Source organism: Paenibacillus solanacearum, from assembly GCF_910593845.1.
In the GTDB taxonomy this organism is placed as follows: domain Bacteria; phylum Bacillota; class Bacilli; order Paenibacillales; family NBRC-103111; genus Paenibacillus_G; species Paenibacillus_G solanacearum.
In genome coordinates, this window is record NZ_CAJVAS010000041.1 from 1 (window position 1) to 13,049 (window position 13,049).

Annotated in this window: 16 protein-coding genes; 2 read left to right on the plus strand and 14 right to left on the minus strand. The window is 40.5% G+C overall.

Translation table 11 applies throughout. From position 1 onward, the window contains the following. Nucleotides 1–428 precede the first annotated feature (428 nt). The 5 genes from KXG62_RS27565 to KXG62_RS27585 form a co-directional block, all read right to left on the minus strand. Nucleotides 429–842: a hypothetical protein gene (locus KXG62_RS27565; protein ID WP_218095246.1), complete on the minus strand. Its 414-nt coding sequence runs from the start codon at nt 840–842 to the stop codon at nt 429–431. 29 nt (nt 843–871) lie between these two features. Beyond that, nucleotides 872–1,366: a hypothetical protein gene (locus tag KXG62_RS27570; RefSeq protein WP_218095247.1), complete on the minus strand. Its 495-nt coding sequence runs from the start codon at nt 1,364–1,366 to the stop codon at nt 872–874. A 308-nt stretch (nt 1,367–1,674) separates the two neighbouring features. Next, complete coding sequence (locus KXG62_RS27575) at nt 1,675–2,910, minus strand: IS110 family RNA-guided transposase (protein ID WP_218095281.1); 1,236 nt, start codon at nt 2,908–2,910, stop codon at nt 1,675–1,677. Nucleotides 2,911–3,142: 232 nt separating this feature from the next. Continuing rightward, nucleotides 3,143–3,370 carry a hypothetical protein gene (locus tag KXG62_RS27580; RefSeq protein WP_218095248.1) on the minus strand — a complete coding sequence of 76 codons (228 nt, stop codon included), beginning with the start codon at nt 3,368–3,370 and terminating at the stop codon, nt 3,143–3,145. Then, nucleotides 3,367–4,158, minus strand: a complete 792-nt coding sequence (locus KXG62_RS27585) for a recombinase family protein (RefSeq protein ID WP_218095249.1) — start codon at nt 4,156–4,158, stop codon at nt 3,367–3,369. Before KXG62_RS27585 ends, KXG62_RS27580 begins: the two co-directional genes overlap by 4 nt. Nucleotides 4,159–4,346: 188 nt before the next feature. On the opposite strand from KXG62_RS27585, the gene KXG62_RS27590 reads away from it, so the two are divergent. Further along, nucleotides 4,347–4,553: a helix-turn-helix domain-containing protein gene (locus KXG62_RS27590; protein ID WP_218095250.1), complete on the plus strand. Its 207-nt coding sequence runs from the start codon at nt 4,347–4,349 to the stop codon at nt 4,551–4,553. A gap of 318 nt (nt 4,554–4,871) precedes the next feature. Here the strand turns inward: KXG62_RS27590 and KXG62_RS27595 are convergent, their stop codons facing one another. The 6 genes from KXG62_RS27595 to KXG62_RS27620 all read right to left on the minus strand — a co-directional run bounded on the left by KXG62_RS27595 (nt 4,872) and on the right by KXG62_RS27620 (nt 10,168). Next, nucleotides 4,872–5,789, minus strand: coding sequence for a phage/plasmid replication domain-containing protein (locus tag KXG62_RS27595; protein WP_218095251.1), 918 nt, complete (start codon nt 5,787–5,789; stop codon nt 4,872–4,874). A gap of 374 nt (nt 5,790–6,163) precedes the next feature. Next, nucleotides 6,164–6,811, minus strand: coding sequence for a hypothetical protein (locus KXG62_RS27600; RefSeq protein ID WP_218095252.1), 648 nt, complete (start codon nt 6,809–6,811; stop codon nt 6,164–6,166). A gap of 20 nt (nt 6,812–6,831) precedes the next feature. Further along, a complete protein-coding gene (locus tag KXG62_RS27605; protein WP_218095253.1) occupies nt 6,832–7,476 on the minus strand; it encodes a hypothetical protein in 645 nt (214 codons plus the stop codon). Between the two features lie 179 nt (nt 7,477–7,655). Continuing rightward, nucleotides 7,656–8,891, minus strand: a complete 1,236-nt coding sequence (locus KXG62_RS27610; protein ID WP_218095254.1) for an IS110 family RNA-guided transposase — start codon at nt 8,889–8,891, stop codon at nt 7,656–7,658. Nucleotides 8,892–9,129: 238 nt separating this feature from the next. After that, the gene (locus tag KXG62_RS27615) at nt 9,130–9,375 is read right to left on the minus strand and encodes a hypothetical protein (RefSeq protein WP_218095255.1); all 246 of its coding nucleotides are present in this window, start codon (nt 9,373–9,375) and stop codon (nt 9,130–9,132) included. Nucleotides 9,376–9,391: 16 nt separating this feature from the next. Further along, a complete protein-coding gene (locus KXG62_RS27620) occupies nt 9,392–10,168 on the minus strand; it encodes a recombinase family protein (protein WP_218095256.1) in 777 nt (258 codons plus the stop codon). A gap of 150 nt (nt 10,169–10,318) precedes the next feature. On the opposite strand from KXG62_RS27620, the gene KXG62_RS27625 reads away from it, so the two are divergent. Then, nucleotides 10,319–10,525: a helix-turn-helix domain-containing protein gene (locus KXG62_RS27625; protein WP_218095257.1), complete on the plus strand. Its 207-nt coding sequence runs from the start codon at nt 10,319–10,321 to the stop codon at nt 10,523–10,525. Nucleotides 10,526–10,527: 2 nt separating this feature from the next. Here the strand turns inward: KXG62_RS27625 and KXG62_RS27630 are convergent, their stop codons facing one another. The 3 genes from KXG62_RS27630 to KXG62_RS27640 all read right to left on the minus strand — a co-directional run bounded on the left by KXG62_RS27630 (nt 10,528) and on the right by KXG62_RS27640 (nt 12,977). Next, nucleotides 10,528–11,376: a replication initiation factor family protein gene (locus KXG62_RS27630; protein WP_218095258.1), complete on the minus strand. Its 849-nt coding sequence runs from the start codon at nt 11,374–11,376 to the stop codon at nt 10,528–10,530. 565 nt (nt 11,377–11,941) lie between these two features. Next, complete coding sequence (locus KXG62_RS27635) at nt 11,942–12,466, minus strand: SMI1/KNR4 family protein (RefSeq protein ID WP_218095259.1); 525 nt, start codon at nt 12,464–12,466, stop codon at nt 11,942–11,944. Beyond that, entirely contained in the window at nt 12,390–12,977 is a 588-nt protein-coding gene (locus KXG62_RS27640; RefSeq protein ID WP_218095260.1) for an HNH endonuclease, read from the minus strand. The genes KXG62_RS27635 and KXG62_RS27640 overlap by 77 nt, the downstream gene beginning before the upstream one ends. Nucleotides 12,978–13,049: the final 72 nt, after the last annotated feature.

Below are 13,049 nucleotides of genomic sequence, written 5' to 3' on the forward strand. Positions count from 1 at the left end.
ATGATTTTCTCCACTACGACAACCTTCTTCAATTCTGCTCTGCTCAATGTCATGATCTCCTGTCCCATGGTGACATTATCTCAGAACAGTTACACAGTGACATTATCACAGCACAACGACAATCTTCAAACTGGGACTTGCAAAGATTGCCCACTTGATTTATATTTATAATGCCTTTTTATATCCTCTCGTTTGCATAAAGCAATATATCAAAATCGCATTTTAAAAGTGCAATACTTTTGAAATTATTTTTGGACTGGATTTCTATCGAGTCCTTTTTGTGCTGATCTAGTATCGAGTACTCCAAAATGTGAGGAATAGAAAACCACAACGCGAGGTGAACTGTAACCCGTAAGAGGTCACTTTTTTCAAGTGTCCATCTTACGGGGTACAGTTCAAGGGTTAGTCGCATTGTGGTTAGGGACTATCTATACAAACTCTTTTGTAATTTCATTAAGTGAATGGATTAGTTCAGCACAATTTTTTTGATTTAGAGTAACTTCTGGGTCTCCCCCTTGAGCTAAAGAGACACATAAAACTACCTCGTCTTGATAAACACTTACAATTATTATGCCTTCTTCGCTTTCGACTTGCGAAGTAATATTGATAATATCAACTCCTACTCTTTCTGAAAAATTACTATTACTTTTACTCAATTCCAAACCTTTATTAAGAGAAGATATTAATTGTTTGCTTTGAGTGGCTTCTAATTTTATCGCAGCCTCCATCCCGTACTTGTGTAACAATTTAACACTAAACAATATTCTGCGAGAATCTAACAAACTAATAATTATTTCGCCCTTGAGCCCCTCGATTTCAGAATCAATTTTTATAACAGACATTATAACCTCCAAGTATTAAGTTTGTTTAGCTATTTTTTAAAGAATCTTCGTAAAAAGTCAGGAATGTTTTGACCTGGAAGAAACCTTTGATGGTTGCCTTCTGGTGAATCTATGTGGTAGTGATAATTTCTATGCCATTCGGGAGCTCCTTTGTCATAAGGATGTTTTTCTAAGGTTATCCTTGTATTTTCATCCAGTTCCCATACCATTTTACCACGTCCAGATTTCCCAGGTTCATCAGGGATATACTTTCCATTTTGTCCAAACAATTTATTTATTTCAGTAGCATTATTTGGAAAAACGGTCATTAATGACGGATCTAAACTTAGTCCGGCTTCAAGATCTGGATATCCGTTATTAATTTGATACGACATATATCCTTTTAATAAATGGGTCTTGAATTCTTGTTGAGTACCTCGATCTAAGTTTAGATATATATCGTTGTCACCATTAATCCAACTTACATAAGCATAATTCCAAAAATTATTTCTTGAAGGTAACACAGGACCACTAGCATCTAACATGCCAGTAGTAACCCCATCTTCAATAATAGGTCTTCCTTGGAAGTTGCTGTCATCGCCAAGATATTTTGAACCTAATGCACCATTATCGCAACTACCTCCATGAGCCCAATTTCCATCAGTAGATACACAATAATGCCCAGTAGGGTCAACATTCGTCAGCGGATTGTTATGGACGTAGGTATAGAGGTTAAGGCTTAGCGGATTCGTAATATCCCCTTCATACGTATCCTAGTTAATAAACCGTTCATTTGGCGATAAAATGGGCGGAGACTGTTTTGCTACAATCGCCGCCCGACACTATAATTATATCATGCCGCTTCTTTACTGGATACTTCTGGAATTACATATGCCGCCTTCGTTCTCATGAGATAATGGATGACGTTTACGAGTTTCCGCATGATGCAGACAATTGCTTGTTGCTTGGTCTTTCCTGCCGCCATCTTCTGTCCATAGTAGGTATGGAAGTAGGGATTACGTGGTTCTTTCTTGGTTCTCGTAACGGCAATTTGCCTAATGGCAAGAGCTTTAATGATGTCATGCAGTTCCCTGTTGCCTTGCTTACTCTTGTAATTTCGATGCTTGTTACCTGAGCCTACTGCAATAGGAGCGATTCCGGCAAAACGTGCCAACTTGTCAGGAGTAGCGAACCTATGAATGTCGCCTATCTCAGCTACCAGTTCCGCCGCCGTAACCAATTCAATACCTGTCATCGTTTCCAGTTGGAAGCCTAGCTGTTTCATCAGTCCTTCAATTTCCTTTTCAATGCGGCTCAATTCACGCTCGTAGAAGCGGATATTGCGAACAAGACTAATGACGATAAAATCCCTCTCGTCTTGGAAATCACGGCTCGTATCGCCATCCTCAGCTATGAGCGTTAGAATTTGTTCCGCCTTCTTGGTCGATAAAGCATAATTGCTCAGCTTGCGGAGATACGTTGCCAGTTCCTCTACCCCCACGCCTGACAATCGGGAAGGAGAAGGATACTTATGCCAAAATGCTAACGCTGTCTTACCGTCTACCTCGGAAAAGAACTTCTTGTAGCTCGGATAATGGTAGCCCAATTGCTGATGAAGCCGCTTGACCATGCCCGACAGACTCTTAGCTTGCCATTTTCGTTGGGTTACAAGCTGACTGATTGCCCAATACAGGTCAATGGGCTTTGCATCCGGCAGATTGTAAAGTTCATCCCGTAGAACTTTAGCTACACATTCTGCATCCCACGAATCGGATTTCTGTATGGTTACGTGACTCTTACGTCTGTTATTAGCCAATTTTGCATTGACTTCCTTCACCCAACAGCCTTTCTCGGTCAGGTAAACAGCTAATGCTCTGCCAAAACCGCCTACATCCTCCAAGCCGTAGACTACTGACACCCCTTTCTTCGTATGCTTCTTGACTTCTTTCTCGAGCTGAGGAAATGCTGTCGGCTTGTTCTCGAACTTGATTTCGCCTAGCTTCTGATTCCAACAGTCGATGATCACAGCCGTATGATGCTGTTTGTGCAAGTCAATTCCTACATAAATAAATTTGTCTTGTTGTACTATATCGCTCCACTCCTCATTGTTTGTATTGTTGAATCCTTACTCATGAGTTAGACTTGCATCCTGATTTCAAGTGAACGGGCCACAAAGATACATAAGCATATTTCCAACCCATGAGTAATCATTCAACCTGAACAACGACGGTTGAGTAGCTATGCATCCTCAGTTCGAGCGGACGAGCCGCAAAGATACGTTAGCAAAAACTACTCCCCATCTTTGTTCCTAGTTTAGTATCTCAGTGAACGGCATAGGCTTTTTCTAATCTCACATGCAATAATTCAGTCTGTAAATCAAGGGTTATACGATGAAGGTTTGAAACAATGTCTTCAACTGTCAACTTATGTAATGCCGATATTCGATCGATCCCCAACACAGCTAAAGTACAAGCTTCGTAGGTCTGAATTTGCAGCATCAACATTCGTTCTTCAGCATCCCATTTGCCCATAAGGGTTGGTTCGTTCATGTCCACCCACCTTGTATGATCGCCTGATGCTTGCCAATAGCTTCAACATTTGCGTATTGATACATGCCGCAGTAAAAGCTTCGACGATCAAGGATTCGTTTTACCTGAACTTTGGTGAAAGCCTTGCCTTGCTGCGTTTTGTAGTTTTCAAGGTTCAATTGATCAGCTATTTCCGATAATGTCCAGTTTGAAAAATGTTCTTTAAGTTCAAATATTCTTTCAACAATTACTGCTTGCTCTGTATCGATTTCCAGTACTTTAGAACCTTTTTGGGCTTTATATCCGAATGTTGCCCGTCCACCAGCATAACCGCCTTCTCTGGCCTTCCTTGTTCTTCCTTTGCCTAGCTTCATTGCGATTTCCAGTCGTTGGTATGCGTCTAAAAGTTCCATTAACCCGTTAATAAGGAAATCTGACGGGTCTTTCTTGTAAATGCTGTAAGTTGGCTGTTCAATCGATTTCACATCAACATTTTGCTTTTTAAACTCCCGATGAACCAACACTTTGACGATATCGCTTCTCCATAAACGATTTGTATTCAACACGACAACATGATCAATCGAATGAGTCGATATAAATGAAAGCATATCTTGAAATCCTTGACGATCTACTTCCAGAGCATCCTCGTCTACTTTTGCGCCGCTAATTCCTTCGTCTACGAATACATGAAGCAAATTCCATCCCTGCTGATGACAATACGTTTCAATTTCTTCACGTTGATATGACAAGCTGTAACCATCTTTGGCTTGCCCTGCTGTTGAGACTCGAATATAACCGATCACATTCACGAGAATTATCCTCCGTTACAGAAATTTTAATTTATGTAACTCTTATGAGTTTAAACCTTTAAGAGTAATATCCCTGTAACTATTCTATTACTTTTAAGAGTATAATTCAATCATATTTTGCCGAAACTTTGAAATAATGATATATTCTTTTCGTAGAACTCTTAAAAGTAATCCTTTTGGAGGATTCCATGAAAATAAAAATTAGGTTACGTGAAATTTTAGCAGAACGGAATATTTCGCAAAGACAATTTGCGCTATCAATGAACATGAGAATTGCTACGATTAATCATCTTTGTTCAGATAACGTAGACAGAGTTTACATTCGTACTCTTGAACAAATATGCGAAGCCTTAAACGTTGAAATAGATGAGCTCATAGTCTCGGAAAAAAGCTAATCGTCATACTTCTAACATCGCGATGACTACGCATCAGCTATGATTAATACGGCTATTTCAAAGCCTTAAATGAATGTAAACGAGCCCCGGATTTACGCATGAAAATAAAATCGCCATTTCATTTTCACACAATCGGAAATAAATCGACTTTTCTTGCAATATGTAAGGTAATTGCTGTATTTCTTATGTACACTTGATTTCACCTATGTAAGATGAGCATAACTCTGAAACACTTTATATGATTGGACTTTTAATCATTTATGTACTTATCTGATATCGTAATCGTAGGAGTAACTGTCGTTTCAAGATGGATGACTTTCATCCCAAATTATCGAAATCTATAGCAAGCGGCCTCAATGATCGTTGGCTTGGAAATATGATTTGCTTCGATAACTTTTTGCGATTGGCATAGGTCGATGGCTTGTATAATTGTCTGACTTCCGAATCTGTTAGCCAATTATGTAATGCTTGAAACGATAGCACACTCTCAATCTGATTCAATTTGAATGACTGAGATTTGAACCATTCTAGACTTAGACCATCAATAGTTGCAGGCAGTTGGATCGTTTCCAAGCTTGGCTTAAAAGTATGTATAAAAAACGCTTTCGATATTAAATGAATTGCGAGACGTTTCGATGAATATTTTCTCATCTCATCATAGCTTAGACTTACTTCCATGCGCAGCAATCCTTGAGCTTTAGCAATGATTTCTGCTGGTTCCTTATGATCCTTACATTCTTGCTGCTTGTTGTAAAATGTAATGTATCTGCTGTCATTAAAATGAGTTGCTGTCTCATTCCGTCCGTATAATTTGGACTTCATATACGGGATATACAGACCGTGTAGCTGCTTAATGTAATTCTCTACCTCATCTCCCAATTGAAAATTCCAGCATAAATCAATTCTTGATACATACCAATCCTCCTTCTTCACATGTATGGCAAATAACTCATATAATCGGGAACTTAGCCTATGAAAGAAAAGAGGAATATCGCTTTCTTGTATGAGGTAGACGTTGTTTCCGTAGAGGAATTTGGGAATGGATACTTGTACAATTAAGATTTGGCTATAGTCGTTATACACGATATAGGGGAGTTGTTCATCGTACATCTTGTATGTAGTTTTCAATGATCCGGTAGGATGATCCAAGTAAGTTTTAGGGTTAGGTTGTAGTTTCAGCAAGTAAGTTGGATTAATCTGAACTGGCTTAACAATTAAATTGACGGTATCAATCATTCAATTCCTCCTCTGGGTTTTAAATCAGGACTCTAAAATTTTGGATATAATTTGACCTGTTATAACAAATCATAGTTCATAATTGTTCAAGTTCATAAATAATTCACCTCAAATCTTCAAATTGGGACTTGCAAAGATTGCCCACTTGAATTATATTTATAATGCCTTTTTATATCCTCTCGTCTGCATTAAGCAATATATCAAAATCGCATTTTAAAAATCAATACTTTTGAAATTATTTTTGGACTGGATTTTTATCGAGTCCTTTTTGTGCTGATCTAGTATCGAGTACTCCAAAATACAATACGTTGATAGCTGATGTGAGGAAAAGAAAACCACAACGCAAGGGTTAGTCGCATTGTGGCTAAGGAACGCTAAGACTGCGCTCTAATTAATTGAGCCTTTTGAAATAATTTTAATCGAGCTTTCTTATCGGGAGTGCCGTCCGAAGGGCTTGTAACGTAGTCCAGTCCCTCAACTGGAACAAGCTTATTGTCAAGAGCCTTTTCTAAAACAAGATACAACCTGAAATCAAGTAGTTTACTAACATCTGTCTTATCTAACATAGCGCCTAAATCAATTTTCTTTCGTATGGTATAAGCAAAACTCTCTTTCTCAAATGTTTTGCTACTAAAAATCGCCTCTGCTTGCAGTAATTGAGCCTCAGTTAAAACATCAGATTTGATTGCCTGTATTACAATGCTTTCTAAACCCACTGATTTTGAACTTGCATACTCATGAAATAACTCACTAAGTAAATTAGAATCAATACGTTTTCCTGATTTTTGAACTTTTTCTCTAAAGTACCACCACACAAACTGTTCTTTTACTTCTTGATTAATATTAAGCTTATCCCTGTAGGACACTAATAAAGTTAAAGCTATTTCCGACAACTGACTGTGTAACTCGAATTGCCTGCCAATTTCAAGTCTAGAAATTATTTCACCAATTGCAATAGCTGTTTGTTCTCCGTCTATATTTGCTTGAACTGCAATTCCATTAATCTTCTCTATAACCGACAAAATAGTCACCTGCCAAAAATTTATTTTCTTTCATTTGGATTTTCTCTATAGTACCTCATAATTCTACCAACAGTTGACCTTATATGAGTTTGATAGGTACTAATCAGTTGAGTATGGTATCGATTCATTTTTGCAGCATCTTCGTCTGAAATTGGCTTGCCGTTTTGCCCTACCCTTACGACAACATTATTTTTATCAATGACATGCACATGTGGTGGAGCATGGTCACCAGAACGATAGTAATGTTCGATATACCCAATACTTGTTTTAGGTGTTACTTGTCCAGGAGGCAAGTCAGCGGCATATGCCCTCGGTGAAATAAAATCTATCACTCCATCCAGGATACCTCTGCTTTCTTCCTGAATCACAATAGCTAGCCTTACACCGATAGCTATGTTACCTTCCAAGATAAAACTTGCTTCTCCAGACATGCAATCTGTGTAACTGCAAGCATTGTTTCTCCATTCATCATTTGCTGCCTCAAGCTTTTTCTGATTAGATATGGATTTATCAATACAAGCAGTACTTTTGCAACTTGATTTTGATCTTTCTATTTCCCACCACATAGATGAGTTTTTCTTTACTTCTGTTCTAACCGCATCATTTAACTGATCGTCTACTCCACTAGCTGAGTCTACGTAGCAACCTGAATCTACACCTGCCACACAGTGTCCACTAGGATCAGAAAATATCAACGGATTATTATGCACATACGTATAAAGATTCAAACTCAGCGGATTCGTAATATCCCCTTCATACGTATCCTAGTTAATAAACCGTTCCATATCCGATAAAAAGGGCGGAGACTGTTTGTTTACAATCGCCGCCCGACTCTATGATTATATCATGCCGCTTGGTTACTGGATACTACTGGAATTACGTATGCCGCCTTCGTTCGCATCAGGTAATGGATGACGTTCACCAGTTTCCGCATGATACAGACAATGGCTTGTTGCTTGGTCTTTCCTGCCGCCATCTTCTGTTCATAGTAGGCATGGAAGTATGGATTCCGTGGCTCTTTCTTGGTACGTGTAACGGCAATTTGCCGGATGGAAAGGGCTTTTATGATGTCATGAAGTTCCCTGTTGCCTTGCTTGCTCTTGTAATTCCTATGCTTGTTTCCTGAACCTACTGCGATGGGGGCGATTCCTGCGAATCGTGCCAACTTGTCAGGAGTAGCGAAGCGGTGTATATCTCCAATCTCTGCTACCAGTTCAGCGGCTGTAACCAATTCAATGCCTGTCATTGTTTCTAGTTGGAAGCCTAGCTGTTTCATCAGGCTTTCGATTTCCCTTTCAAGACGAGTCAATTCACGCTCGTAAAAGCGGATGTTACGGACAAGCCCTCTGACGATATAGTCACGACTGTTTTGGAAATCACGGCTCGTATCGCCATCCTCGGCTATGAGCGTTAGAATCTGCTCTGCTTTCTTGGTCGATAAAGCATAATTACTCAGCTTTCGGAGATACGTTGCTAGTTCCTCCACCCCCACGCCTGACAATCGGGAAGGTGAAGGATATTTATGCCAAAACGCTAACGCCGTTTTACCGTCAACCTCGGAAAAGAACTTCTTGTAACTTGGGTAATGATAGCCGAGTTGCTGATGAAGCCGCTTGACCATCCCTGACAGGCTTCTAGCTTGCCATTTCCGCTGTGTGACAAGCTGACTAATCGCCCAATACAGGTCAATCGGCTTTGCATCCGGCAGATTCGGCAACTCGTCACGTAAAACCTTAGCCACACATTCCGCATCCCACGAGTCGGATTTCTGTATCGTGACGTGGCTCTTACGTCTGTTATTTGCCAGTTTTGCATTGACTTCCTTCACCCAACAGCCTTTCTCGGTCAGGTAGACTGCTAATGCTCTACCGAAGCCGCCCACATCTTCTAAGCCATACACAGCGGACATACCCTTTTTCGTGTACTTCTTGACTTCCTTCTCAAGCTGTGGGAACGCTGTTGGCTTGTTATCGAACTTGATTTCGCTTAACTTCTGATTCCAACAGTCGATAATGACCGCTGTATGATGCTGTTTGTGAAGGTCTACCCCCACATAAACTAATTTATCCGGCTGTTTCATGCTTGTTTCACTCCCTGTTGTCGTTAGAATTGAATGGTTACTGATGAGTTAGAACTGCATCCTGACTGCAAGTGGACAAGCCACAACGATACGTAAGCAAATCTCTAACCCATGAGTAACCACCCACAATACGGATGGTTGGAACGTTGGCCGTGAAATAAGTTTGCATCCTCAGTTCGAGCGGACGAGCCGCAAAGACACGTTAGCAAAATCTCATTTCCGTCACGTTCCGGCAGGATTACCGCTTGTACTTACTTGCTTCAATGGCTTGCTCAAGGTTGACATGGAGCAGTTTGGTTCTGAAATCCAATTCCATTCGATGAATAAAGTTTATGATGTCCTCAACCGTTAGCAGGTGCATCGAAGTTCCTTGTTGACGAACCGTATTCATGATGGTGCACAAAACTTCTTCGCACGTTTGAATCTGTAGCATAAACTGCAATTCTTCCCCTAATAAGGCTTTTTGCTTGGCTGTTTCCTCCACGTTGCCGCCCCCTCGATTAAATAATCGCTTGGTGTAGCCCATCGGCTTTAATGTCGCCGTAGAGGTACAGACCTTGATAAAATTCTTTGCGGTCAAGGATTCGCTTGACCTGCACTTTCGTAAACTTCTTGCCTTGAGCCGTAGTAAAGCGGTCATAGTTCATCTGATACGCCATCTGCGACAATGACCAGTCAGGGAACAATTCCTTTAATTCAAATACTCGCTGTACCGCTTGGGCTTCATCGAGATTGATTTCGATAGCTTTCTGACCTTTCTTGGCTTTGTATCCATATGCCGCCCGACCTCCGGCATAGCCGCCCTGTTGAGCCTTCTTATTGCGTCCTCGGCTCAGTTTCATGCTAATTTCGAGCCGTTGGTAAGCATCAAGCAGTTCCATCAGTCCGTTAATCAGAAAATCACTTGGGTCTTTCTTGTAGATGCTGTATGTAGGCTGTTCGATGCTTTTCACATCCACGCCATGCTTCTTGAACTCCCGATGCACAAGCACCTTTACGATGTCAGACCGCCATAAACGGCTTGTATTGAGTACGACAACTGCATCAATGGTATGAGCAGACAGGTCGGCTAACATGCTCTGAAAGCCGATTCTGTCCACTTCAAGAGTATCCTCATCGACCTTCGCCCCACTGATTCCCTCGTCTGTAAATACATGCAATAAGTTCCATCCCTGCCGCTCACAATACAAATGGATTTCGTCTTGTTGGTAAGATAAACTGTATCCGTCTTTGGCTTGCCCTTGCGTCGATACTCTGACATATCCGATGACATTCATTCTGTTTCCTCCCCCACCGTTACAATAATCACAATTTCCGTTACGTTACAACGTCACACAACCATTATATGACGTTACAGCGTCACAAGCAATGTGTTTTTTCGTTAATCATGATATATTGTTAAATATACCGATGGGGGAAAATAAGATATGAGAATCAAGATTAGATTGCAGGAACTCTTGGACGAGCGGAATATTTCTCAACGTCAGCTTGCACTTATGGTCGATATGCGTCCCGGTACGATAAATGCCCTTTGCAGGGGGACAACGGATAGAATTTATATCAGTACCCTTGAGCAAATATGTAAAGCACTGAACATACATATCCATGATTTGATTGACATGGAGGACGAATAACCTTACTGTGCTATTGCCGTTTTGGTAATCAAGCCGCCCAAAACTGAGCAGGGAATTGTTACTACATCCTCCCACTGTTCCGCCGCTGTAATGTCGAAATCAAGAGTAGGGCTTTTTCGCATAATTTTCTCAATCTCTCTGCGGTAATATCCCGTAACTTCTCTTTGCTCCAGTTCACCAGTCATCAGCCCTCGAACTCGTTGCAGATGTTTTGGCTTCAATTGTTCCGGCTCAGTTACATGAGAGCATAGATAAAGCCTGTTGAATTGGGGCGGAAACTGGACAAGCCTATTCATAGGTATCTTGTCATCCGGCTTATACACGATTTCAAACCTCGTTAGTTCCCCTTGAATACTTACTCCATGCCGTTGCGACAGTTCTTGTTTTTTGTCATATACCCTGCAATATCCGGCAACTTGCCTTTGATGTCGCTTGTTAGAGTAAAACGTTCCTAATTTCTTTCGCATATTCCGCCCAGTCAGTGACAGCACGAACAATTCCGCTAAGGGCAAAGGAATATCAAACGCTACATCCGACCTTACGAATTGTACCTCTTCGGCGTTATCGACAATTTGGGACAACCACGAACGAAAATAGACAAGAGAATCAGGATGACATTCGATTCGGAGCGTATGCTTCCTTGACATTCGAGCGTAGACCAATTGATAGGAGATGTATACCCAATACTTCCCTTCTCTGACTCGAACACGATATTTGAACCCCTTATCTTTGACGTAAAAAGCAGCATTGTAATAGTCACATAACCACTGGCGGAGCGGATTAAAGAAACTCCAATATACGTTGGTAAAATCGACTACAATGCGGTCTATTGAAACCTTGACTCCTTCCATGTTCAGCCCCCAACCGGAAATTTTTTTAACGAATTTCCGTCTATTATTAGAGGGCAAGGCGGCTAGCCTGATACGTTTCCTTACCTGTATATGTCAACTGCTCGTCAGCAGATTCTCTTTACACCGTATCCATCGTTGCAATCCCTAGATAAGTTGCGGATAAAATCAAATACTTTTTATTGACGGCCTTCTACTATGAATGGTCGGGGTAAGTAGCCATGAAGTTGCGTGTTACACCTTCTATTTCGCATATTTCTTTTTTTTCAGAAAACAGCGATAAAGCGAAGCTAAGGAAATTGGGCTTCAATATGATAGCATCTGATGATTTTACTATTGTTTTGGTCGGGTAGGTTTCATCAGTTAGGGTATAATCTTCAACAGCTACTGTGTGCGTACACTTGCTTTGGGGAAACTTTGGTACGTGGCTTACAAGGGTTAACTTTATTCAAACAAGAAATAGTAATTCATTCGGCACCGGTGTATGGTCTTAATAAAGCCGCCGCCGCGGCGAAACATAAAAAAGAAAACCACAACGCAAGGATTAGTCGCATTGTGGCTACTTCAATTAAAGCTGATATAATTTGTTCAGTAATTCTGTAAATGTGTTGCAAATAAATGACGTTGCTTGATTACGATCTTCATAAGCGATTTCATGATCCCAAAATACTACCGCTGGTTCTTTTGAGTTCTTTGAATAATCAAAACAAATTAAGTTGCCAAATGGGTCATTGGCTATTGGGACAAGATTCTTTTGTAATCTGTCCTTTACATCTTCATAAACCTTTAGTATATATATCGATCTTTCCGAGTTAAAACTTAATAAATAATTAAAAACCGATTCTTCGTGATCGTAGAAATCGAAACAATCAAGATTTGGATGTCCCCCACTATATTTTTTTACAACTGAAACGTAATCTTCGGGAAATCTGCATCCAAGATATTTTTCTACCACGTAAATTTGATTAATATCTAAAGCTTGATCATAAAAGTCCCATTCAATACTTGCCACTCTTTTATTCCCCTCTCCCACTACGTATTTTTCTTCCTCCGCCCCAAATACTTCTTCCGCCAGTATGACCAGTTTTTGCATGAATAGCGGAGTCTACTAATTGCATTCTACCAGTGTCTTGATGATGGTGCCAAGTATAACCTTCAGGAGTTATACCCCTGCTTATTTGTTCCAATTGTAGCTTTGTGAACTGCTTTGCTATCTCAGGATTATTCATAACTTCATTTGCTAGTGATTTAGTAGCTGTTCTAAATTGAGTTGCATCACTTGACTTCAATTGATCCTCAGGCAGGTGGGTATCAAACCTTGAGTCAAACTTTGGAAATCCATTGGAATCAAACGCTACTCCAGTTACTGGATGCACTTTCCCTGCTAGGCTTGAGTTTCGGACTGCTAGTGTTGCTCCAAGAAAAACACCATAATCATCATACTGAAAACGTGCAACGTCGCCTTCATCACAATAAGTATAACTACATGGATTTGACCTGATTGCCTCTATTTGACTTGCGGCATTAAGGGCTGTTTCTTGGCCACCATAAGTCACATCATCTTTTAATGAAGCTACTAACAGTCTATTTTCAGCGTTTAACAAATGGTCGTATTCTCCATCGGGATGACTACTAACTTCACAGTAATCCATTCCCTTTGCACAATGCCCACTAGG